Genomic DNA, 23877 nt, shown 5'->3' with positions numbered 1-23877 from the left:
TTCACGACCTCGCTTACCTGGTTTATGCGTCCTATTGTTACTCTCAGCGTTTTATCGCTGCTGGCTGTTGGGTTAACCCGCTGCCACCGAAACCCTCAGCAGGGTGACTCGGCGCGGGTGGTAGTCACCACGCCTGCGCCCACCCCTGCTCCTACACCTCCGGCCCGAACTACCGTAGCCGCCATACCCACGCCTACCAAGCTTGTTCCCCGCCCCATTCCTGATACACTCCTGCTCGAACCACCCGTAGATGGCGGGATGGCCACTTCTCCCAAACGTGAGTTTCGGGCTGTCTGGATTGCCACCGTCGACAATATTGACTGGCCCAGCAAGAAAGGATTACCCGCCGCCGACCAGCAACGCGAGTTTACGGAATTGCTCGATATGAGCCAGCAAACGGGCCTCAACGCCGTAGTGGTACAGATTCGGGCCGCTGCCGATGCCTTCTATGCCAAAAGCGCCGAACCCTGGTCTGAGTGGCTCACAGGACAGCAGGGCCTTGCTCCTGACCCGTTTTATGACCCGCTCGAGTTCATGATTCGCGAATCGCGCGCCCGCAACCTGGAGTTTCACGCGTGGCTGAACCTCGACCGGGCCACGTTCAGCAAAAACGCCAGCGTGGCCCCCACCAACATTTCCTATCAACGTCCTAACTGGATGGTAGAATACGGCGGCCGCAAACTCTTCAACCTCGGCCTGCCCGACGTGCGGGCTTATGTGGCGGGCACCGTGGCCAATATTGTGCGGAATTATGATGTCGATGGTATTCATTTCGACGATTACTTCTACCCCTACGCCGTGACTGGACAAGGTTTTGCCGACGAAACGACCTACCAGACATATAATACCGACGGCCTGAAAAAAGACGACTGGCGGCGGCAGAACATCGACAAGCTCATCCGGCAAATCGGCGATTCTATTCACGCCGTAAAACCCTGGGTGAAGTTTGGGGTAAGTCCGTTTGGTATCTGGAAAAACCAGAAAAACGACCCTGAAGGCTCGCTTACCTACGGTGGGCAGGCATACTACGACCTCTATGCCGACATTCGTAAGTGGGCCAAAGAAGACTGGGTAGACTATATGGTGCCGCAGATTTATTTCTCCACCCGCTTTGACCGGGCCAATTACAAAACGCTGGTCGACTGGTGGGTGAAGAACCGGGGCAACCGCCACCTCTACATTGGGCAGGGGGCCTACCGGCTGGGGCGCAACACCCGTACCGATTCGGGCTGGGCGCAACCCTCGCAAATGGCCGACCAGATGCGGCATAACCGGCAGTATGCGGACGTAACGGGCAGTGTCTTTTTCAGTGCTAAATCGCTGCGCGACAACCTCGGCAGAAGCCGCGACTCGCTCCGCACGGGCTTCTACAAATACCCCGCGCTGGTGCCCACCATGCCCTGGCTCGATGCTACGCCCCCCGGCCAGCCGCGCGACCTCAAAGCGGCCCCCGTTACGGATGGCATCGAACTATTCTGGCAGGAACCCGACCAGCCTACGGAGCTTGACAAAGTGCGCTATTACGTGGTCTACCGCACAGACGGTAGCCGCCTCCCCCGCACTACCGACCCGCGCCGGATCATCACAACCTGGCTTCCAGACACGGGCACGCGCCTGATCGACAAAACCGCCGACCCTAAGAAGGCCTACACCTACGTGATCACGTCGGTAGACCGCCTTCATAACGAAAGCCCCGGCAGCACAGTCGTGTATCGGGGCAGTATGAATTAGGCACTGAAGTCGGCCATCACTTCCGATACGGGTTTTGCGTCGGGGAAGTAGCCCACCATTTTCATCAGAATACCTTCCACGACCGCGTCGGGGCAGGATGCGCCGCAGGTGAGCAGGATGGTGGCAGGGCGAGAGATAGACAGGTAGTTTTCAGTCACGACTTCTTCCTTCGTGGCCAGGTCGAAATGGCGAATCAGCGTGTCAGACAGGATTTTCTGTTCTGTTTCAATGAAATAGGTCGGCAGTTTTTCGGCGCAAAGCTCTACAATGTGCGACGTGTTCGACGAGTTGTAGCCGCCGGCTACTATAGCCAAATCGGCCGGGTGGCTAAGCAAGGCATAGGTCGCATCCTGGTTGTCGTTGGTGGCGTAGCAAAGCGTATCACGGGTGTTGGCAAAGCGGTCTTCTACACCTGGCGTACCCTCAACCAGGTGGTAATGCTGGATCATGGTATGCTTCAAAAAATCGGCAATACCCTGGGTATCAGACGCCAACATGGTTGTCTGGTTCACTACGCCGATCCGTTGCAGATCATGTACGGGATCGAAACCGTCGGAATACTGCCCGGCAAATTCGGCGTAAAATTCGTCGGCGGTGCGCTGGCCGGTGATGTAGAGGGCCAGCCGCTGGGCCTGCGCCATGTCGCGTACCACCACCGTTGGCCCTGCTTCTTTACTGTGCGAAAACGTGGCGCGGGTTTCTTCGTGGCTGGGCTTGCCGTGCACAATGATCGTGTAGGTCTTCTGCCCAATCTGATTGGCCTTGTTCCAGACCTTTTCCACAAACGGGCAGGTCGTATTGTAAGTCGCCACATCCAGGCCAATGTCAGCTAACTCGCGCTGTATTTCGAGCGTAGTGCCAAAGGCCGGAATAATAATGACGTCGGCGGGGGTAAGCTCAGCGAATGGAATGAGTTGTTTGCCCGCTGTATCGTGCAAAAACCGCACCCCCCGACTCAGCAAATCAGTATTCACGTCGGGGTTGTGAATCATTTCGCTCAGCAGAAAGATGCGCTTACCGGGGTTCTCGGCAATGGCTTTATAAGCGATCTCAATAGCATTTTCAACGCCGTAACAGAAACCGAAGTGTCTGGCAATCAAAAATTTAACCGAACCAAAGTCAAGCACAGTTGGGCTGAAATCGCGCTTGAGTTTGTCACGTTTACGCCGGTATTCTTTCAACGGCGAAATGATTGTACTACGGTAATACTCAGGAATATCGAATGCTTTCATCTGTGCAAAGGTGAGGAAAAATGGCCCGCGGATAACCCATATCCACAAGGAGAACAAACCCCCTTTCGCCTTTGTTCGTACATACGCCGACCCTGTCTGAGGCTCGAAAAAGCCCGTTTTTTGCCCTGCTCAACAGCAAAAGCCTGTCTCTTTTTTGCGTATCTTTCCTACCAAACAACCTGATACTGTCTCCATGAGGCAACGCTTTACCCTCCTGATTATCACCACCATGGCCATTGGCTCGGTGGCCTTCCTACCCGTTTCGCCTCTGCGACCGTCGCTCGAAAAGGTTTTCGGTACTATCAACGAAGAAGTCAGCCAGCACAGCCGGGCTTATGAAACCCTCGCCGACGCCACCAACCGCATTGGCCATCGCCTTACGGGCAGCGCCAACGGAGCGCGTGCCGAAACCTACGCCTACGACCTGCTCCGTAGCTACGGGTTCAAAGACGTACGCTACGAAACGTTTGAGGTAGAAGCCTGGGCACGCGACACCTGTTCGCTAAGCATCGTGCCCAACAAGTCCGACAATTTTCGGGACGTAAAAGTGGTGGCTTTGGCGCACTCACCCGTTGAAGCGCACGTGAAAGGCGAAATTGTGGACATCGGCAACGGACTCGAAGGCGATTTTGCGGCGATGAAAGACAAGATTCCGGGCAAGATCGCGCTGGTTAACATCGGTTTGGCGGCCCCCACCAAAGGCGCCCGAAACCTGCACCGCTCCGAGAAAACAGCCCTGGCTATTCAATACGGGGCAGCGGGGGTGATTATGGTGAACCTCGTGCCGGGCAATGTGCTACTCACGGGCACGGCCTCGGTGACGGGTAAGCTGATTCCAATTCCGTCGGTGTGCATTTCCTACGAAAGCGGCACGGCCCTGCGGCAGTGGATGAACGACGAAACCAAAGAGCGGCTCCATGCGGTGATCGACATGACCAATACGAGCCGTAAGATCAAAGCCCGCAACGTAGTGGCTACGCTGCCCGGCTCGAAACTTGCCAGCGAAAAGGTAGTCATCGGCGGTCACCTCGACTCGTGGGACCTGGCTACGGGGGCCATCGACAACGGCATCGGTTCGTTTTCAGTGATGGACATTGCCCGTACGTTCAAAGCCCTGAAGCTGAAGCCCCGCCGCACGGTTGAGTTTGTGCTGTTTATGGGCGAAGAACAGGGGCTACTCGGTTCACGAGCGATGGTCGATGCCTACAAAAAGGCGGGCAAGCTGGATCAGGTTCGGTATATGATGAACCTCGACATGACCAATAACCCGATGGGTATCAACGCCTTTGGCCGCGACGATATGCTGCCGTTGCTCAAAGAAGTCGGTGAAGTGATGCGCCTGACAAGCCCGGATTTTGCCAACACGCTGAGCAATCAGGCGGGTCTACACTCTGACCATCAACCGTTTATGATTGAAGGAGTGCCCGTCATTGGCATGAACGGTAACCTCCCCCGCGAAACCCTCGACTGCTACCACGCTAACTGCGACCGCCTGAACCTGGTGAACAAAGAGCACCTCACCAACACAGTCCGCTACAGCGCCATGGTTCTCTACGCCCTCGCCGACGCCGAGCAGATTCCCGCCCGCCGCTTCGACGACGCCACCACGCGCACGTACCTGATCGCTCAGGGCCTGCGCACCCCCCTCCAAATCGCGAATGAGTGGCGGTGGAAGGAGTGAATTGATTTACGAATTACGACTTACGATGTACGATTTGTTGCTGACGCATGAGCAGGCTAGAGTAAGCGTACTCATGCGTCAGCAACAAATCGTACATCGTAAGTCGTAATTCGTAAATCAATTCATTGCGCTGCTCCCCCCGAAAGCTGGGCGGCGGCGACTTTCCATTTATCACCCGCTTTTACACAGGTGATTGTGAAAACCAGGTTGGTGTTAAAATTGGTGCCCTGGAGTGACCCTTTGAATTTCGAATCGCCCAGAACAAGGGCAGTAGTGCCGTAGTTGCGGGTGCGCAGGTTAGTGGCGGTAGCGGTTTCGAGGTTCAAAAAACCACCACTAAGACCCTGTCCCAGCAGATCCCGGTCGGCGGTTTGGCCGTCGAAGCTCACAATGGTGAAATCGTCAGTGGTGATGGCGGCAATAGCCGAGGCATCTTCGGCCTCCATGGCTTTCATAAACGCCGTTGCCAGGCCTGCGGGCTCATTTGCGGCGGGAGTAGTTGTTTGGGCAAACACGCCGGTGGTAGTCAGCAACGCAGCGGCGACTAGTAATCGTTTCATAATAGGAGTTATGTTACACTTGTTTCGGTGTAATAATACAGCATTTTCTTGTTTGAGTGCCATCTAGATTGATGAGTGGTTAGACCAGCCCTTCCCGCAACAGATCATGCAGGTGGACAAACCCGACCAGGTTGCCGTTTTCGGCTACCAGCACCTGCGTGATGTTGCGGGTTTGCATAACTTCCAGGGCCGCCACAGCGTAGTCGTCGGGCGAGACGTAGATAGGGTTGGGCGTCATGATGTCGCGGGCGCAGAGGTGGCGGTAGTCATCGTGCCGGCTGACCATACGGCGCACATCGCCGTCGGTGATGACACCCAGCAGGCTGCCCGATGCGTCGACTACACCTGCCGCGCCCAGCCGCCCCGCCGACATCGTGAGCATGGTGTCGTGAATGCTGGCTTCTGCCCCAACGCAGGGGCAACCGTTATTGGGATACAGATCCGCTATTTTCAAGTACAATTTTTTGCCGAGGCTGCCGCCGGGATGGTTGCGCGCGAAGTCCTGTCGGGTGAAGCCCCGTGCCGTAAGCAATGCAATGGCCAGGGCATCGCCCATAGCCAGGGCTACGGTGGTGCTGGTGGTAGGAGCCAGGTTGAGGGGGTCGGCTTCGTGGGGGGCAGGGGCCAGCAGTACGTAGTCGGCCTGCCTGGCCAGATACGACCCGGCTTCGCTCACCAGCGCAATCAATTTGGCACCCGTGCGGTGAATGAGCGGCACCAGCACCTTTATTTCGGGCGTGTTGCCACTTTTAGAAATGGCCAGTACCATATCGTCGGCCTGTACCATGCCCAGATCACCGTGGATGGCGTCGGCAGCATGCATAAACAGCGCAGGGGTACCGGTGGAGTTGAGCGTAGCTACAATTTTCTGGCCGATCAGGGCGCTTTTGCCAACACCCGTAATTACCACCCGACCGGGCAAATCCAGAATGGCGGCAGCGCAACGGTCGAACCCCTCTCCCACACCTTCAACAGCAGCGCGGATGGCATCGGCTTCGGCCAGCAGCACCTGACGGGCTACTGCCACCAGCGACGACTTCGCCACGGGGTTCGTTGTAGACTTCGTCATAGACTGCATATTTTTTGTTAGATTCAACGTCTATTAACTGCTTAGTACCAGCAATGGGTTGTAAATTCGCTAAGCTCGTGCCGATAAACCATCGACAAAGCCTACTTCTTCTGGCTTTCGTCTAAATGAACGTCTGCAAGGCCATTCCTTTGTGTAAAGATACGATAGACCCTAAGCTCCAACCACCTTCCGTAGTAGCGTACCATGATGCAGCTTGACCAGACCGTTCAACTCACCCTGAAAGAACGGTTGAAAGAAATTTTCGGCTTCAGCCAGTTCCGGGGTGAGCAGGAGGCTATTATTCACAACATCCTGACGGGCAAAAATACGTTCGTCATTATGCCCACCGGGGCGGGAAAATCACTGTGCTATCAACTCCCGGCCATTGCCTCGGAGGGGACCGCTATTGTGATCTCGCCCCTGATTGCCCTGATGAAAAATCAGGTCGACCAACTCAACGCGTTTGGCATTAATGCGCAGTTTCTGAACTCGACGCTGTCGAAAGCAGAAATTACGAAGGTGAAGAAAGACACCCTCAACGGCACGCTGAAACTGCTTTACATTGCGCCCGAATCGCTCACCAAAGAAGACAACCTCGACTTTCTTAAAAAGGCCGTTATCTCCTTTGTGGCCATCGACGAAGCACACTGTATTTCGGAGTGGGGTCACGACTTCCGGCCCGAATACCGCAAGATCCGGGGCATTGTCGACAATATCGGCCACCATTCGGGACGCATGGGCCTGCCCGTTATTGCCCTCACGGCCACGGCTACGCCCAAAGTGCAACAGGATATTCAGAAAAACCTGAACATGGAAGATGCCGACGTATACAAAACGTCGTTCAACCGGAAAAACCTGTATTACGAGATAAAGCCGAAAGTTGATGCCAAAAAAGGCCTGATCAAATACATCAAGCAGCACAAAGGCAAGTCGGGTATTGTGTATTGCCTGAGCCGCAAAACCGCCGAAGACATCGCCGAATTGCTGCGCGTCAACGACGTAAAGGCCCTCCCCTACCACGCTGGTCTGGACCCACAAACGCGGATGAACAACCAGGACGCGTTTTTGAACGAAGATGTCGACGTGGTCTGCGCCACCATCGCCTTCGGTATGGGCATCGACAAGCCCGACGTGCGGTTTGTCATTCACTACGACGCGCCCAAATCGCTGGAAGGGTATTACCAGGAAACGGGCCGCGCCGGCCGCGACGGGCTCGAAGGCAACTGCATTATGTTCTACAGCTACGACGACATTCTGAAGCTGGAGAAATTCAACAAAGACAAGCCCGTTACCGAGCGCGACAACGCCAAGCACCTGCTGTCGGAAATGGTGTCGTATGCCAACCTCGGCGTATGTCGGCGGCGGCAGTTGCTGGGTTATTTCGGCGATTACCTGGACAAAGACTGCGGCTTCTGCGACAACTGCCTGAAGCCCACGCCCAAGTTCAAGGCCCAGCACGAGATTATTCTGGCCCTGCAAACAGTGCTCCAGACCGATCAGCGCTTCGACGTAAGCCACCTTGCCGATGTACTTACTGCTACTGATAACCAGTACGTTACCAGCTACGAACACAACAAACTGGCTACCTACGGCCAGGGCAAGTCATTCAGTGAAGATTGCAATGTCTGGTGTTCGCTCATCAAGCAAATCACGATCTACGGTTTTCTGGAAAAAGACGTCGAGAACTATGGCGTTCTGAAGCTGACGCAAAAGGGCCTCAACTACATTGAAGACCCCTATCCGGTCATGCTGTCGCAGGATCATGACTACGAACAGCAAATTACCGATGCCAATGATGACGCCGCCGAAGCCGCCAACAATAGCAACGGTGGCGACGCCTATGACGAGGAATTGCTGGGCCTGCTGAAAGCCCTGCGCAAGAAGGTAGCCAAAGAAAAAAACCTGCCGCCCTACGTTATTTTCCAGGACCCGTCAATGGAAGAGATGGCGACTACCTACCCCGTCACGCGCGAGGAGATGGCCCAGATCAACGGTGTAGGCATGGGTAAGGTCCAGAAGTTTGGCAAGCCCTTCATCGACCTCATCGCGAAGTATGTGGCTGAAAATGAGATCGAAACGGCCAAAGATGTGGTCGTGAAGTCGATGGTGAACAAGTCGAAAATCAAGATTTTCATCATTCAGCAGATTGACCGGAAAGTAGATCTCGACGAAATTGCCGAGTCGAAAGGCATGAGCCTGGTCGATTTAGTAGAAGAAGTAGAGCACATTTGCTATTCGGGAACCCGCCTGAACCTGGATTACTACATCGACCAGATTATTGACGAAGACCGGCAGGACGAAATTTTCGAGTATTTCATGCGGGCCGAAACCGACAATATTGCCATTGCCATGGATCAGTTCCAGGGTGATGATTTCACCGAGCAGGAGTTGCGCCTCATGCGCATCAAATTCCTCTCGGAAGTAGCTAACTAAATGATGAGTGATGAATGATGAACGATGAATTAGCCAGAGCTGATCTCATTCATCATTCATCACTCATCATTCATCATTTTGTATGAATATACTTATACTTGGCTCAGGGGGGCGGGAACACGCGTTTGCGTGGAAGCTGGCCCAGAGTCCGTTGTGCGATCACCTCTTTGCAGCACCCGGCAATACGGGAACGGCCCAGGTGGCTACTAACTTGCCCATTGCCTTTACCGATTTCCCGGCCATTGCTGCGGCCATTCGTACCCATCAGGTTGAGCTAGTGCTGGTAGGGCCGGAAGAGCCATTGGTTAAGGGCGTGGTTGATTTTTTGCGCAAAGAACCTGATTTGGCTCACCTGCGCATTGTTGGTCCAGACGCGGCAGGTGCCCAGTTGGAGGGTAGTAAAGATTTCTCGAAGCAATTTATGAACGCCCACGGTATTCCAACGGCGGCTTCGCAGACGTTTACGAGCGAAACCGTGGCCGAGGGCATGGCCTATCTGGACACCCATTCGCTGCCTGTTGTGCTCAAGGCCGATGGGCTGGCGGCAGGAAAAGGCGTGATTATTGCCGAGACTGCTAATGAGGCCAAAAAAGTCCTTACCGACATGCTGGGCGGGCAGTTTGGGCGGGCAGGTCACCGCGTGGTGATCGAGCAGTTTCTGCGGGGTATCGAACTGTCGGTATTTGTGCTGACAGACGGCGTCAACTACAAAATCCTGCCCGAAGCCAAAGACTACAAGCGCATTGGCGAAGGTGATACCGGACCCAACACGGGCGGTATGGGGGCGGTGTCGCCGGTGGTATTTGCCACAGATGCCTTTCTGCGGAAAGTAGAAGAGCGCGTTGTGAAACCCACGCTGGCGGGTCTTCAGCAGGAGGGAATCGTGTATAAAGGCTTTATTTTTATTGGCCTGATGAATGTGAAAAGTGAACCGGTTGTGATTGAATACAACGCCCGCATGGGTGATCCTGAAACGGAGGTGGTGTTGCCGCGCATTCAGACCGATCTGGTCGAGTTGCTGGTGGCCGCTGCCGACGGGGAACTGGATAAAGTCACGATGCAGGTGTCGGCCCAAACGGCGGTGACAACGGTGCTGGTAGCGGGTGGTTACCCCGATGCTTACGAAAAAGGCCACTCCATCACTGACCTCGACCGGCTGGACGAAGTAACAGCTTTTCACGCGGGCACTGCAGACCAAAACGGTGCTGTAGTGACCAACGGAGGGCGGGTGCTGGCCATCACGGCTATGGCAAACTCGCTCGAAAACGCCATCCGAAAATCGCAGGAAGCGGCCCGGATGGTGCAGTTTGACGGAAAGTATTTCCGAAAAGATATAGGACTGGATCTGATCCGGTACCAGGATTAATAATGTACAATGTATAATGAACAATGTACAATGACTATACATTGAGTCGAGTATGTTGATCAGCAAAAGCATTGTACATTGTTCATTATACATTGTACATTAACTATGGGATGTCAATCCTGCGCAGTGGGCGGGTGTGGCTCCAAAGCGAAAATAACCACAGATGCGGGGGCCGAGGTGGCTACCAAAACAGCGGGTTGTTCAAGCGGGGGCTGCTCGTCGGGAGGCTGCAATAAATTAAATTCATTCGACTGGCTGAGCGACATGACGCCCGGCAGTCTGAGTATGACACCAAGCGGTATTGCCGTGGTGGAAGTGAAATTCAAGGGTGGCCGGAAAGAATATTTCCGCAACGTGCATAATCTCGACCTCACCACCGGCGACTTTGTGGCCTGCGAAATGGCCTCAGGTTACCATCTGGGGGCCGTTTCGATGCAGGGCGACCTGGTGCGGCTGCAACTGAAACGCAAACACGTTACTGTTAATGACGATACCAAAGTGATTCAGCGCGTGGCTACGGCCCGTGACCTGGAAAAGCACGAGCAGGCTATCCTGCGCGACTTACCCAGTTTGTACCGCGCCCGTGAGATAGTGCGCGAACTGAAGTTGCAGATGAAACTCTCGGATGTGGAGTTTCAGTCCGACAACACGAAGGCTACGTTCTACTATTCGTCGGAGGATCGCGTCGATTTTCGGGAGTTGATCAAGATGCTGGCGGGCGAGTTTAAAGTACGGGTAGAGATGCGCCAAATCAGTCTGCGGCAGGAAGCAGGGCGGCTGGGGGGCCTTGGCTCGTGTGGCCGTGAACTGTGCTGCTCTACCTGGCTCACCGACTTCAAAAACATTACCACGTCGGCGGCGCGGTACCAGAACCTGTCGCTGAATCCGGCTAAGCTATCGGGCCAGTGCGGACGGCTGAAATGCTGCCTGAATTACGAGCTAGACACCTACGTCGATGCTCTTCGCGATATTCCGACGGTGGAAAAGCCGCTGGAAACCCAGAAGGGACGCGCGTTTTTGCAGAAGACCGACATTTTCCGCAAGATCATGTGGTTTGGCTACAGTTCGGAGAGCACCTGGCACCCGCTGCCCATCAAACGCGTACTGGAGATCGTGGCGCTTAATAAGCAGGGCGTCATCCCCGAATCATTTGACGTGCTCACACCCATTGGCGAGCGCGAAGTGGTAACGGCGGCGGCGCTTAATGCTGACCTGACGCAACTAGACAAAAAGTACGCGACCCGCAGCAGTAGCAGCCGCAACAAGAAGAGAAAGAAGCGGTAATATTTCTAGTTGTCAAAACAAAAAACGCCTCCAGCACATCACTGGGGGCGTTTTTTTAGTACCTAACTTTCTACAATTAATTGGCATTTAGCAACAACTGAGAACCCGCACGCCCGCCGCCCATAACCACAATTTTGGTGTTGGGCGAGGCAGCCAACTCACGCTGGGCTTTGATCTGTTCGTATTGCAACTGCTTGTCGGTGAGGCCAGTGGCAACAATGCGCTGATAGTCGGCAATGCCCTGGGCTTCCACGCGTTTCCGCTCGGCTTCCTGGCGCTCTTTCTGCAGCACAAACTGCATCTTCTGAGCCTCTTGTTCGGCGCTGATTTTCGACTCAATCGTTGATTTCACAGAATTGGGCAGGTTGATTTTTCGGATCAGCAATTGCTCCAACAACAGCCCACGGCCTTTGAAGTCAGCCTCGATGCTCTTGTAAATCCGATTCTGGAATTCATCACGCTTGGTTGAGAAAAGGGCCACGGCGTCGTAATAAACGGCATTATCACGAATACGGGTACGCGTGACGGGCCGCACGATCTTGTCGCTGTAATCGGTACCAAGCTGCCGAAAAATACGTGGTGCTTCGGAAGGAATCACGCGGTAGAGTACGGTAAGGTCAACCACCACTTCAAGGCCATCGGCGGTGAGTACCCGGATGGCGTCATCGCCTTTCTTTTCTCCTTCGTCCGTATCGGCCGACATGGTATAGTTCTGCGTCTGCACGTCGAACTCGGTGATGGTGGTAAGCGGGTTTACGAAGTTGAGACCAGGGGTGTAGGTTTTGTCAGAGACCTGCCCAAACAATGACCCGATGCCCACTTTGCCCGCGTCGACCTGACGAATACAAGCCGACATAAGACCTAGTGCGATCAATACAACGCCTACGACTTTAACAGGACGCGAAAAACGCGAAAACGCCAGCGACGGCGTGTTAATAGCGAAGCCAGTAACCAGGGCTACGATACCTAAAAAGACTAGAAACATGGTGTTTGTCGGTACTCCGGTTAGACGAGTACGGGACAAAGATGACCCGAAAGCAGGCCCGCTGAAAGCAAATCTACAAGAGTGGATGTGGGTCTATGGCACCGGCTGTGGGGCCTGACAGCACAAAAAAGCACCCGGTACACTACCGGGTGCTTTTCGGGCACTACTTGATCAATTAACCCTTCAGTAAAGGATTTTTAAAGAATGGAGTCGACTGACAGTCATCAACTATCGACCCTTATTTTGTTCCCTTCTTCTTTGCTCCGTTGCCGGCTTGTGCGGCAGCTTCTGCGGCTTCTTTCGACACCACTTCACCCTTCAGCGTCAGGTACACCATTGAGGTCTTGGCATTGCTGGTTACGGTCACCGTTTTGGTGAATGGGCCCATGCCAGCGGCGTTGAAGGTAGCCGAGATCTGACCTGTCTGACCTGGTGCTACGGGCTCTTTCGACCACGTTGGTTTTGTACAACCACAAGAGGCCTGCGCATCGGTGATAACAACAGGCTCAGTACCCGTGTTTTTAAAGGCGAATACGTACGTTACGGGTTTGCCCTGCTCAATCTTACCAAAGTCATGCGTCTCTTTCGAGAAGGCGGCAACGCCGTTCTGAGCGAAGCTTACTGTGACAAAGGCAAAAAAAGCTACAAAAAGTGATAATGCGGTTTTCATTGCGTAAAACAGATATTGGTTTGGTTGTCAGATTGGTTCAGACTCTAAAACAAAGATACCACAAACGCTTTGCCAAAGACTCTTTGGAAGGCACTCGGTCAACAAAGAATTCTGAAATTTCGTTTTCTTGATAGCTGAAACGCTTTGCCGTACTTTTATGGTCGGCGGGCATTTCCCTATCGCGTAGCCATTAGAAGCGGGCAAAAGCCAAAGGTTTAATAGGACGCGATAATTTTTTACCCCTTTTTCTATCCAGTCCATTTACCAGTCTGAACCGACTGACTTCATCATTCATACGTTGATTCGTTAACCCATCTCATTGTCGTGATCGTTAACCAACCCATTGATTCAACCGATTTTCTGAGCCGTGAGCATGTTCTGGCCGATTACCGGTTAGCTTGCGAAAGCCGTCAGGCCAGTTTGCTGGGACGCAAAGACGTGATGGGCGGAAGAGCCAAATTCGGCATCTTCGGCGACGGTAAAGAACTAGCCCAGCTGGCCGCTGCCCGTGCTTTTCAAAAAGGTGACTTTCGGTCGGGTTATTACCGCGATCAGACTTTCGTGGCGGCCCTTGGCGAGCTTCAATGGACCGAATTTTTCGCCCAGCTATACGCCCACACTGACCTTGCCTATGACCCAAACACGGCAGGCCGGTCGATGAACGGGCACTTTGCCACCCGATGGCTCGACGAGCAGGGTCACTGGAAAGCACAAACCGACTTTTATAATTCTGTTTGCGACATTGCCCCTACCGCTGGCCAGATGCCGCGCTCGGTGGGTTTGGCCTACGCCTCGAAACTATACCGCGACAACCCCGGTCTGGCCGGAATAACCCAGTTCTCGCATGGAGGCAATGAAGTGACCTTCGCCACCATTGGCGACGCGTCGACCTCGCAGGGTATGTTCTGGGAAACCATGAACGCCGCCGGCGTGCTTCAGGTACCGTTGCTGGTGTCGGTCTGGGATGATGGCTACGGCATTTCGGTGCCCGTGGAATTGCAGACTACCAAAGGCAACATCTCGAAAGTGATGGCCGGTTTTCAGCGCGACGGCGGCACCGACGGGCATGCTGACAAAGGTTTTGCCATTTTTACCGTCAACGGCTGGGATTACGCCAAACTGCTTGAGACCTACGAAAAAGCCGCCCATATCTGCCGTACTGAACACGTGCCTGTGCTGGTACATGTGCAGGAATTAACGCAGCCGCAGGGCCACTCTAGCTCTGGTTCGCATGAACGGTATAAACCCACCGAACGACTGGACTGGGAACGCGCCCACGACTGCAATGTGCAGTTCCGCAACTGGATTTTGGCCAACAGCTACGCATCCGAGGCGGAGTTAGCCGTTATTGAAAAGGAGGCCAAAGACGTAGCCCGCGATGCTCGCAACACCGCCTGGAAGGCCTTCATAGGCTCAATCTTGCCCGATCATCAGGAGGCTGTTCGTCTGCTGGAACAAGCAGCCAACGGCCTCGCAACTACTAATGCAACTACGGCCAGTGCTTTGCTGACCCTTGGTGCCGACCTGCAAAAAGAGACGTCACCCCTACGTCGCGATGCCGTTACGGCTGTGCGCAAAGCGCTACGCCTGCTTCGCACTCAGCCCATTGAACAACGGCAAGCCCTGATTAGCTGGCTCGAACGGAACAACATCGAAAACGCCGACCGGTTTAGCTCACACCTCTACAGCCAGTCTGACGAGTCGCCAATGCGCGTGGAGCCGGTCGAAGCCGTTTACTCTGACGAAAGCCCGATGCTGGACGGATACCTGGTGATGCAGCGTTATTTCGACGGGCTTTTTGGCCGTAATCCGCTGGTAGTGGCCATTGGCGAAGACGTGGGCCATATTGGTGATGTGAACCAGGGTTTTGCCGGCTTGCAGGAGAAATATGGTCATCTGCGCATCACCGACACGGGCATCCGCGAAACCACCATCATTGGACAGGGCATCGGCCTGGCCATGCGTGGTCTGCGGCCTATTGTGGAGATTCAGTACTTCGATTACATCTTCTACGCCCTCGCCACCCTCACCGACGACCTGGCTACGCTGCACTACCGCACCAAAGGCGGCCAAAAAGCGCCGGTTATTGTGCGTACCCGCGGGCACCGACTCGAGGGTATCTGGCACTCAGGTTCGCCCATGGGCGCTATGCTCAACAGCCTGCGGGGCATTCATGTGCTGGTGCCGCGCAACATGGTGCAGGCAGCCGGTTTCTACAATACGCTTATCAAATCCGACGATCCGGCTCTGCTGGTTGAATGCCTGAACGGCTATCGTCTGAAAGAACGCCTGCCCGACAACCTCGCCGATTTTTGCCTGCCACTGGGTATACCTGAGGTGTTGCAGGAAGGCACCGACGTTACGGTGGTCACCTATGGCTCTATGTGCCGCATTGTGCTGGAAGGAGCCTCATTACTGGCCGAAGTAGGTGTCAGCGTGGAAGTGATTGATGTGCAAACCCTGCTCCCGTTTGATATTACCGGCCGCATTGTTGACTCCATCAGGAAGACAAACCGGGTGGTGTTTGCCGACGAAGATTTTCCGGGTGGGGCCACGGCCTATATGATGCAGCAAGTGCTGGAAGAACAAAACGGCTACGCCTATCTCGACTCGGCACCGCGCACGCTGACGGCTAAAGCCCACCGCCCACCGTACGGCTCCGACGGCGATTATTTCTCGAAACCCAGCCCCGACGATGTATTTGATGCGGTTTACGCGCTCATGAATGAGGCCGAACCAAACCGTTTTCCGGCTGTCTATTAGTCCATTGCCTTTGGAAACAGCCACGAATCAAACGTGGTCCTGAAGAGTTTTTCGTACTCATCAAACGTACTCGGCTTGGTATAGTAGGCGTTGGCTCCTGCCTGCAACAGCTCGGCAATTTGCCGGGGATCGTCGGACGTCGATAACATCAGTACGGGTACGTCGCGCCAGCGGGGGTTTTCGCGCAACCGGATGAGCGTTTCACGGCCATCGAGAATGGGCATGTTGATATCGAGCACAATGAGCCAATACACGCCGTGCGCCCCCTTTTCGTTCGTATCTTCGGTCATGTAGTCGAGGAGTTCCTTGCCATTGACAAACTCATGCAAGGGCAATTCACGACCCAACCGCTGAATGGCCAACCGCATCAGATACCGGTCATCTTCATCGTCATCTACGAGCACGTATGCGGCCTGGTTTCCTACTGGTTTCATGGTGATCACGACGATACTATCCGAACCTACTTAGCTGATTACCGTTGTAAAGCCATGCGATTCATAATTTGTTTAGGAATATCCCCCTATTAAATACCCAAGTAGTTTGTGGCAATGTTGAAAAAAGAACGATTTCGTCGATTTATCGATTACTTCACGACCAATTTCCCCGATCCCGTAACCGAGCTACACTTTGGTAATCCATACGAGTTACTAGTGGCCGTCATCCTGTCGGCGCAGTGTACCGACAAGCGCATCAATCAGATAACGCCCGCGCTCTTTGCCCGTTTTCCCGAACCAGAATCCCTCGCCGCGGCCTCACCCGACGAGATTTTTACGTATATCCGGTCAGTGTCGTACCCCAACAACAAGGCAAAGCACCTGGCGGGCATGGCGCGGCTCCTGATGAGCGATTTTGGGGGTGAAGTGCCTGGCACGGTCGAGGAGTTGCAGCGACTGCCGGGCGTGGGGCGCAAAACGGCCCACGTTATTTTGTCGATTATTTTCAATCAGCCTACGATGGCCGTCGATACTCACGTATTCCGGGTGTCGCACCGGCTGGGGCTGGCTCCCCTTACGGCCACTACACCACTGGCGGTGGAACGGGCCTTGATGGCCCATATCCCGAAACAATACGTGCCAAAAGCGCACCATTGGCTTATCCTGCATGGCCGCTATGTCTGCACCGCCCGCGCCCCAAAATGCCCCGAGTGTGCCCTGCGCGAGGGGTGTAAGTATTACGAAAAGTTAATGTATAATGTACAATGTACAATGAATAATGTATAATGTATAATGGGCTGACGCGAGCGTATTGCGCGTCAGCCCATTATACATTATACATTATTCATTGTACATTAAAACTGCTCCGTTCCGGCGAAGAAGAAGCTGCCTTCGATCTGAGCGTTTTCGTCAGAGTCCGAGCCGTGGATGGCGTTGGCTTCGATGGATTTGGCAAACAGCTTACGGATTGTGCCATCAGCAGCCTGGGCGGGGTTTGTCGCCCCGATCAGCGTACGGAAATCAGCTACGGCATTCTCTTTCTCCAGAATCATGGGGACAATGGCTCCCGACGACATGTAGTTGCGGAGGTCATTGTAGAACGGGCGTTCGCTGTGAACGGCGTAGAATTCGCCGGCGCGTTCGGGCGTCAGCAGGGTCTTTTTGATAGCCACGATGCGGAAACCCGCTTCTTCTATCATCTTGGTAATGGCTCCGGTATGCCCCTCGGCAACAGCGTCGGGCTTAATCATGGTGAACGTGCGGTTCGTCGTCATTGATGCGTATCCTAACTTTTATTTGGCCGCAAAAATAGAGTTTAATGTTCAAGGTTTAATGTCCAACGTCTAAAGTTGGCTGGCGCAGAAGTACGCTCGTGCCAGCCAACTTTAGACGTTGGACATTAAACCTTAAACTCACCTCCTCCCTTCCTCGGCCGCTGCCAATGCCTCGGCGCTGCGGCGGAACGAACTACGCTTACTGGCCATACCGTCGCCGTCTTTCAAGATGCGGGCACTACCTACCGGAATGAGTTCGTCGTTAGGGTCTACTTTGCTTTTTACCAGCAGTGTAGTGTAAAAATCTTTGATGCCGTCGGCAGTGATTTCGCCCGTAAAAATGCGAACCTGCTTAGCTGTGGCGGTACCTGATACGAGGTTCACCTCCGCGAAAAACGTGAATTTTTGCCCGTTACCAGCCAAAAAACCACCCTGTCCGCTTCCCGTCGAGCCGGCATTTTTGATTTCGACCAGTGCCGTTTGATCCGTTGAGCTTTGCCCCGAAAACCGCATAACCAAGTCGGCAAAGTCATAACCAACTGCGTAAGTATCCTGTGGACCATAAGGAGCCACCAGCCGGTGTGGCGACGAGGCAAAAATGCCCTCGATATTGGGCGGCTGTGTGCCTTCGTTGATCACCATACCCTTAGCCCGCAGGGCGTCGATATCCGCCTGAGAAATGATAGACTGGATTTTGGCCGAAAAGCCCTTGGTAGGATCGACAGCCGATGAATTCTTGCACGACGAGGCAAGCACGAGCAGCGAAACCAGCAACAAACCGGTAGCCGATTGAGAGAAAGAAGGCAATTTCATGGTGCAGATAGTGGCGGTGTGCCAGTTAAGTGAGCACCAAAGGTCTTTCTCGATCAACGCAGACGCGTCCCATAAACGGGGGATATTGAGGTTTAGCGTTCAAGGTTAAATGTTTAACGTCTAAAGTTGGCTGACGCAAGAGCAATACGCCTGCGTCAGCCAACTTTAGACGTTAAACATTGAACCTTGAACGCTAAACCTCAATATCCCCGTGCCGTGTTGTCAGCCCTTGGGTCGGAGGCACCTTCGTAGCTGCCGTCGGGGCGGACGAGCACGCAGTCCATGCGGCCAAGGGTGTTAGTGAGGCGTTCGAGGTTGTATCCCTTCTGGCTTAGGGTCTGCTGGGTGGCATCAGAGAAAGCACCGTTCTCGAAAATGACTTTGTCGGGTAGCCACTGATGGTGAAACTTCAAGGCGTTCACAGCCTGCTGCATGGTCATGCCGTGTTCCACTACGTTCAAAATTGTCTGGAAAACCGACGTCATAATGGTTGAGCCGCCCGGTGTGCCCACCACCATAAACAGCTTACCGTCGCGCTCCAGGATGGTGGGCGTCATGCTCGACAACATCCGTTTGCCGGGGGCGATGGCGTTGGCCTGATTGCCTACCAGCCCGTACATATTGGGCGTGCCGGGCTTGATGCTGAAGTCGTCCATCTCGTTGTTCATGAGAAACCCGGCCCCACCAACCACCACGCGGCTACCGTAGCCACCGTTGAGGGTCGTGGTGATACTCACGGCGTTACCGTCTTTGTCGACCACCGAAAAGTGGGTCGTTTCCAGGCTTTCATAACCCGGAATGGCCCCACCGCTGACGGCACTGCTGGAGGTTGCTTTGGCAAAACTGAAGCTGCTCCAGCGCTGACGCAGGTAACCAGGGTCCATGAGTTGGGTAGTGGGCACTTTCACAAAATCGGGGTCGCCGAGGAATTTGGCCCGGTCGGCATAAACACGGCGTTCGGCTTCTACCATTACCTGCACGGTGCTGTCGCGGTTCCATCCCCAGCGGCGCAGGGGATACTGTTCCACCAGCCGCATGAGTTGCACCAGCACTACGCCCCCGCTTGAGGTGGGCGGCATGGTCAGGATGGTGTAGTTTTTGTAGGCCGCCCGGACGGGGTCGCGCCATACGGCATGGTAGGCGGCCAGGTCAGCTTCGGTGATGAGGCCCGGGCCAGTGGTGGGGTTTCCGCGCTGCATTTCGGCAGCGAGCAGTTTGGCGGTTTCGCCTTCGTAAAAGCCCGCCCGGCCCTGCGACTGAATACGACGGAGGGTTTTACCCAGATCAGCCTGCGTGAGCGTATCGCCTTTTTGCCACGCCCGCCCATCGGCCCGCATAAAGTACGTTTTGCCCGGATTGTAGGTTTGCAGGTCGGTTTTGATGCGGTTCAGGCCCGTGGCGTCGCGTTCGGTGAGCGAAAAGCCCCGCTCAGCCAGATCGATAGCGGGTTGCACCACCTGCGCCCAGGTCAGCTTGCCGTATTTCTGGTGAGCCTGCACCATGCCATCGACAGCACCGGGCACACCACTGGCCAGATGCCCGCTGATGCTCAGCCCCCCTTTTCGCACGTTCTTGGCCGAATCCAGATACATATCGGCTGAGGCCCCGGCGGGTGCTTTTTCGCGGTAATCGAGCGTGTGGGCCTGCCCATTTTTGTCGCGGTATACAAAATAGCCTCCACCCCCAATGTTACCCGCGCCGGGATAGACTACCGCCAACGCAAACTGAGTAGCCACGGCAGCGTCGACGGCGTTGCCACCCGCTTTCAGGACGTTCAGCCCCACGGCAGAGGCCTCCGGATGCGCCGATGCCACCATACCGTTGCGCCCCGTAACTCCTTGTCTATCGGAGAAGAAAGGTTTGACTGTAGGGTCTTCTTCGCGGTACTGATACACGCCCTGCCCAGCTTGAATGGCAGGCGTAGCGGCGGTAGACGACGTGGTGGGTTGGGTAGATTTACACGCCATCCCCACTACAACGGGCAAACCAAACAGCGTGAGATAAGCAGGAATTTGGGCAATACGCATAGAGCAAATGAGCCGGTTTTTCCCCTAAACTACTGCTTTTGCATAAGTCCATACAGTAGTGTGTCAGGCCGGTAAGGCTAAAAATAGTGGTGGTCCGTGGTGGAGTGGCTATTTTTGCGACTGATTTAATGAAAAAGCTGTCGCTGCTGCATCGCCCTCTCGAAGGGGTTACCTGACCGATAGCGAAACGTAACCCCCAATGCTGCCTCAGATTTCCTTTGTCGTACCTCTTTATAATGAACAGGCCACGTTTCCGCACCTGGTGAAGCGGCTTAACGACCTGATGGATCGTTCACCGGAGCGCATTGAAGTGGTGCTGATTGACGACGGCAGCCGCGACCAAACGCCCCGGTTCATGAGCGACCTAGCCCTCGCCGATTCACGGTATCATGCCTTGTTTCTATCGCGCAACTACGGCCACCAAACGGCCCTCACGGCAGGGTTGGCCGTGGCGCGGGGCACCGAAGCGATTATGGTTATCGACGGTGATTTGCAGGATCCACCCGAGTTGCTCACCCAATTTTACGCCAAGCTGAAAGAAGGCTTCGATGTGGTGTATGCCATTCGGCAGAAGCGCAAAGAAGGCGTCTTGAAACGGTCGGCATACTACCTGTTCTACCGGTTTCTGGCCTCTATTTCGTCCATCCAGATCCCCCTCGACAGTGGTGATTTTGCCCTGCTGAGTCGCCGCGTGGTTGATGTGATGAACCGGATGCCCGAAGAAAGCCGCTACCTGCGCGGCATGCGTAGCTGGATCGGCTTCCGTCAAATAGGCCTGCCCTACGAGCGCGACGAACGGATGGCAGGCGAGGCCAAGTATTCGTTCAAGATGCTGCTTAACCTGGCCTACAACGGTATTTTCAACTTCAGCGAATATCCCATCAAATTCATCACCCGGCTGGGCGTGGGTACGTTGGGGCTGGCCTTTATCTACCTGCTCTATAACCTCTACCGCAAGTTTTTCTACAACGATGTGCCGCAGGGCTTTACGGCCATGATTCTGTTGCTGACGCTCTTCAGCGGGGTGCAGCTCATTGCGCTGGGCATCATTGGTGAATATGTGTTGCGCACGTTTTTCCAGGCCAAAGGCCGCCCGCTGTTTCTTATCCGCGACCAGATCGTGGAGGGCCAGCCCCTGCCCGATAACCGGGGCCAGGCCTCTGTCACCGCTCAGGTAGTGGCGCCAGTAGTGGAGACAGTCAATCGGTAAGAGGTGTTTAGCTCGTTGCCCGTTACCGTCTAACCCCAGAATCAGACCGGGCATCGGGCCTATTGTTTGTTTCTTCCGAAACCCATTGGTCCGGTGTTTCACGGGCGTTAGTTTTAAGGCTATATCGTCTGATCCTGTGCTCATAATCTTCCGCCAAGTTCTGGAGAGTTTCCGCTTTGCCTGGCAGGCTTTGCGCTCCAATCTGTTGCGCACCACGCTGTCGTTGCTGGGCGTTACGATTGGTATTTTCGCCATCATCGCTGTGTTCACCATTGTCGATTCCATGCAGCGGAGCATCAAGGAATCGTTGGGGTCGCTGGGTACCAACGTGGTCTACATTCAGAAATGGCCGTTTTCATTTACCGACGATTACCCCTGGTGGAAATATTTTCAGCGGCCCGAACCTAAGTATAACGAATACCGACTGCTGTCTGAGCGTCTCGAAAACGCCAAAGCCGTAGTAGCCATGAGCGGGCGTGGGGGCGTGACGATGAAAAACGGCAACAATAGCGTCAGTGCGCGGCTGTCGGGGGTGTCGTATGATTACAAAGAAGTGTCGGACGTGCCCATTGCGCAGGGGCGGTATTTTACGCCGCAGGAAATGGAAGCCGCCCGCAACGTGACCCTGATTGGCTGGGAAGTAGCCGACAAGCTGTTTCCTAACCAGTCGCCTATTGGGCAAACGATTCAGATTGCCGGGCTGAAGTTTTCGGTCATTGGCGTAGGGGAGAAAAAGGGAGCCGGTTTTCTGGAAATTGGCGGCAACCCCGACCTGCGCTGCATTATTCCTTACAACAGCTTCGCCAAGTTGTTTTCATCGAGCCGCCCCAACCTGACGATCTGCGTAAAAGGTTATGAATCAGACCCTGGTTTAACCAATCTGGAGGGTGAGATCAAAGGATTGCTCCGTGCCCGCCGGAGCCTGCGCCCCACGCAGGAAGACAGTTTTGCCATCAACCGCCCCGAAGCCGTGGTGGGGTTTATCAGTGGTATTTTCAGTGTGCTCACCTTTGCCGGCTGGATCATCGGTGGCTTTTCCATGCTGGTGGGCGGCTTTGGCATTGCCAATATTATGTTTGTGTCGGTGAAAGAGCGAACCAACATCATTGGCATTCAGAAATCGCTGGGGGCTAAAAACTACGTAATCCTGCTCCAGTTTCTGTTCGAGGCTGTTTTGCTGGCTGTGGTGGGTGGGTTGGTGGGTATTCTGCTCGTCTACCTGCTGTCATTCATGCAGTTAGGTAGCCTCGACATCGTGCTTACGCCGGGCAATATCCTGCTGGGCACGCTGGTGTCGGTCATTATCGGCACTATCTTCGGCATCATACCCGCTGCCCTCGCCGCCCGCATGAACCCTGTCGATGCCATTCGGTCGAAGTGAGCGATCATGTTGTTTTCTGCTTCGCGCGGGTCGCCCTTCGACTAGGCGTCCCGCGCGAAGCAGAAAACAACCTAAAACGCAGCCTCGTATTGCTCGGCATTAAATCCCAACAGCACAATTTCTCCATTGGCTTCAATTAGGGGTCTGCGAATCACAGAGGGTTTTTCGAGCATCAGCGCGATGGCTTCTTCAGCGTTAGTGGGCTTATCGGCGTCGGGTAGTTTTTTCCAGGTTGTTCCGGCTCGGTTGACTAGCTCTTCCCACGGCTTTTGCGACAGCCATTGCTCGATCTTTTCCCGGCTAATGCCCTGCTTTTTATAGTCATTGAATTGATAATCAACGCCATGATTGGCCAGCCACAGGCGGGCTTTTTTCACGGTATCACAATTTGGAATGGCGTAGAGAGTGAATTGCTTATCAGTCATTGGCGGCACTGGTATATCTATCATTACTTGTTTAAAGCCAAATTGTCGAGGGGCAACCCAAACCAATCGGCCAGAACGGCCACCACAATGCTGTGATCTTCGCGCTGGGGTAAGCCCGATATGGTGATGGTGCCAATGAAGCCCGTGCCCCGCAGCCGGATGGGAAAACAGCCCCCCGCCGCCGCATGGTCCTGCACGTTGAGCCACGGCCGGTCGTGTAGCGTAGTTTGGGTTTGTTTTAGCTCCAGCCCAATGGCGTAGGAACTGCGGTGATACCGATGCACTACGTTGCGCTTCCGCCGTATCCAGTCGACATTGTCGGGGGTGGTGCCGGGCATGGCGAAGAAAAACAAGGGTTGCCCCGTTAGCTGAATATCGATGGCCGCAGCCTTTCCGCTTGCTTCGACGGCTTCTTTCAGCCGCATGCCCAGTTGCCAGGCGGTTTCGGGGGTAAACGTATCGAATTGTAGCCGGTCTTCCTGAAGAGCAATCCGCGCCAGGTCGTCGGTGTGGTCGTTTTGTGCATCCATGGGGTAAAC

At 54.6% G+C, this 23877-nt stretch carries 20 protein-coding genes; 9 read left to right on the top strand and 11 right to left on the bottom strand.

Annotation, left to right across the window (positions count from 1 at the left end):
• Positions 1-24: 24 nt before the first annotated feature.
• Complete coding sequence (locus J2I47_RS11325) at positions 25-1731, top strand: glycoside hydrolase family 10-like protein (RefSeq protein WP_207364697.1); 1707 nt, start codon at positions 25-27, stop codon at positions 1729-1731.
• Here J2I47_RS11325 and J2I47_RS11320 read toward each other — a convergent pair.
• Positions 1728-2963, bottom strand: coding sequence for a 4-hydroxy-3-methylbut-2-enyl diphosphate reductase (locus tag J2I47_RS11320; protein WP_207364696.1), 1236 nt, complete (start codon positions 2961-2963; stop codon positions 1728-1730). The two genes, J2I47_RS11325 and J2I47_RS11320, sit on opposite strands and share 4 nt — an antisense overlap.
• 193 nt (positions 2964-3156) lie before the next feature.
• On the opposite strand from J2I47_RS11320, the gene J2I47_RS11315 reads away from it, so the two are divergent.
• Positions 3157-4644: a M20/M25/M40 family metallo-hydrolase gene (locus J2I47_RS11315; RefSeq protein ID WP_207364695.1), complete on the top strand. Its 1488-nt coding sequence runs from the start codon at positions 3157-3159 to the stop codon at positions 4642-4644.
• A gap of 122 nt (positions 4645-4766) precedes the next feature.
• Here the strand turns inward: J2I47_RS11315 and J2I47_RS11310 are convergent, their stop codons facing one another.
• Positions 4767-5204 carry a nuclear transport factor 2 family protein gene (locus J2I47_RS11310; RefSeq protein ID WP_207364694.1) on the bottom strand — a complete coding sequence of 146 codons (438 nt, stop codon included), beginning with the start codon at positions 5202-5204 and terminating at the stop codon, positions 4767-4769.
• Between the two features lie 79 nt (positions 5205-5283).
• On the bottom strand, positions 5284-6273 hold the full coding sequence (locus J2I47_RS11305) for a KpsF/GutQ family sugar-phosphate isomerase (RefSeq protein WP_207364693.1): 990 nt from the start codon (positions 6271-6273) through the stop codon (positions 5284-5286).
• Between the two features lie 204 nt (positions 6274-6477).
• Here J2I47_RS11305 and recQ point away from each other — a divergent pair, with 204 nt between their 5' ends.
• From recQ to J2I47_RS11290, 3 genes are all read left to right on the top strand, one after another.
• Complete coding sequence (gene recQ, locus J2I47_RS11300) at positions 6478-8706, top strand: DNA helicase RecQ (protein ID WP_207364692.1); 2229 nt, start codon at positions 6478-6480, stop codon at positions 8704-8706.
• Between the two features lie 82 nt (positions 8707-8788).
• Positions 8789-10072 carry a phosphoribosylamine--glycine ligase gene (gene purD, locus J2I47_RS11295; protein ID WP_207364691.1) on the top strand — a complete coding sequence of 428 codons (1284 nt, stop codon included), beginning with the start codon at positions 8789-8791 and terminating at the stop codon, positions 10070-10072.
• 105 nt (positions 10073-10177) lie between these two features.
• Entirely contained in the window at positions 10178-11356 is a 1179-nt protein-coding gene (locus J2I47_RS11290; RefSeq protein ID WP_207364690.1) for a PSP1 domain-containing protein, read from the top strand.
• Positions 11357-11432: 76 nt separating this feature from the next.
• Here the strand turns inward: J2I47_RS11290 and J2I47_RS11285 are convergent, their stop codons facing one another.
• The gene (locus tag J2I47_RS11285) at positions 11433-12341 is read right to left on the bottom strand and encodes a prohibitin family protein (protein ID WP_207364689.1); all 909 of its coding nucleotides are present in this window, start codon (positions 12339-12341) and stop codon (positions 11433-11435) included.
• A gap of 238 nt (positions 12342-12579) precedes the next feature.
• Positions 12580-13011 (bottom strand): DUF1573 domain-containing protein, encoded by a 432-nt coding sequence (locus tag J2I47_RS11280; RefSeq protein WP_207364688.1) that lies wholly within the window; start codon positions 13009-13011, stop codon positions 12580-12582.
• Between the two features lie 441 nt (positions 13012-13452).
• On the opposite strand from J2I47_RS11280, the gene J2I47_RS11275 reads away from it, so the two are divergent.
• Entirely contained in the window at positions 13453-15774 is a 2322-nt protein-coding gene (locus tag J2I47_RS11275; RefSeq protein WP_229374555.1) for an alpha-ketoacid dehydrogenase subunit alpha/beta, read from the top strand.
• Here the strand turns inward: J2I47_RS11275 and J2I47_RS11270 are convergent.
• Entirely contained in the window at positions 15771-16208 is a 438-nt protein-coding gene (locus tag J2I47_RS11270) for a response regulator (protein WP_207364686.1), read from the bottom strand. The two genes, J2I47_RS11275 and J2I47_RS11270, sit on opposite strands and share 4 nt — an antisense overlap.
• Positions 16209-16322: 114 nt before the next feature.
• Here J2I47_RS11270 and nth point away from each other — a divergent pair, with 114 nt between their 5' ends.
• The gene (nth, locus tag J2I47_RS11265; RefSeq protein WP_207364938.1) at positions 16323-16994 is read left to right on the top strand and encodes an endonuclease III; all 672 of its coding nucleotides are present in this window, start codon (positions 16323-16325) and stop codon (positions 16992-16994) included.
• 68 nt (positions 16995-17062) lie between these two features.
• On the opposite strand, the gene J2I47_RS11260 is transcribed toward nth, so the two are convergent.
• The 3 genes from J2I47_RS11260 to ggt form a co-directional block, all read right to left on the bottom strand.
• On the bottom strand, positions 17063-17482 hold the full coding sequence (locus J2I47_RS11260) for a nucleoside-diphosphate kinase (protein ID WP_207364685.1): 420 nt from the start codon (positions 17480-17482) through the stop codon (positions 17063-17065).
• Positions 17483-17620: 138 nt separating this feature from the next.
• Positions 17621-18295 carry a hypothetical protein gene (locus tag J2I47_RS11255; RefSeq protein WP_207364684.1) on the bottom strand — a complete coding sequence of 225 codons (675 nt, stop codon included), beginning with the start codon at positions 18293-18295 and terminating at the stop codon, positions 17621-17623.
• 200 nt (positions 18296-18495) lie between these two features.
• Positions 18496-20262 (bottom strand): gamma-glutamyltransferase, encoded by a 1767-nt coding sequence (gene ggt / locus J2I47_RS11250; RefSeq protein WP_374759906.1) that lies wholly within the window; start codon positions 20260-20262, stop codon positions 18496-18498.
• A 259-nt stretch (positions 20263-20521) separates the two neighbouring features.
• Between ggt and J2I47_RS11245 the strand changes: the two genes are divergently transcribed.
• The gene (locus J2I47_RS11245; RefSeq protein WP_207364682.1) at positions 20522-21532 is read left to right on the top strand and encodes a glycosyltransferase family 2 protein; all 1011 of its coding nucleotides are present in this window, start codon (positions 20522-20524) and stop codon (positions 21530-21532) included.
• 136 nt (positions 21533-21668) lie between these two features.
• Positions 21669-22913, top strand: coding sequence for an ABC transporter permease (locus J2I47_RS11240; RefSeq protein WP_207364681.1), 1245 nt, complete (start codon positions 21669-21671; stop codon positions 22911-22913).
• 71 nt (positions 22914-22984) lie between these two features.
• Here the strand turns inward: J2I47_RS11240 and J2I47_RS11235 are convergent, their stop codons facing one another.
• Together J2I47_RS11235 and J2I47_RS11230 are read right to left on the bottom strand one after the other, a co-directional pair.
• Positions 22985-23338: an ArsC family reductase gene (locus J2I47_RS11235; protein WP_207364680.1), complete on the bottom strand. Its 354-nt coding sequence runs from the start codon at positions 23336-23338 to the stop codon at positions 22985-22987.
• Between the two features lie 23 nt (positions 23339-23361).
• A complete protein-coding gene (locus tag J2I47_RS11230; RefSeq protein WP_207364679.1) occupies positions 23362-23868 on the bottom strand; it encodes a heme-degrading domain-containing protein in 507 nt (168 codons plus the stop codon).
• Positions 23869-23877 lie beyond the last annotated feature (9 nt).

It is taken from the genome of Fibrella rubiginis (genome assembly GCF_017353185.1).
Lineage (GTDB): Bacteria > Bacteroidota > Bacteroidia > Cytophagales > Spirosomataceae > Fibrella > Fibrella rubiginis.
This window is presented reverse-complemented; position numbering and strand designations above follow the sequence as displayed.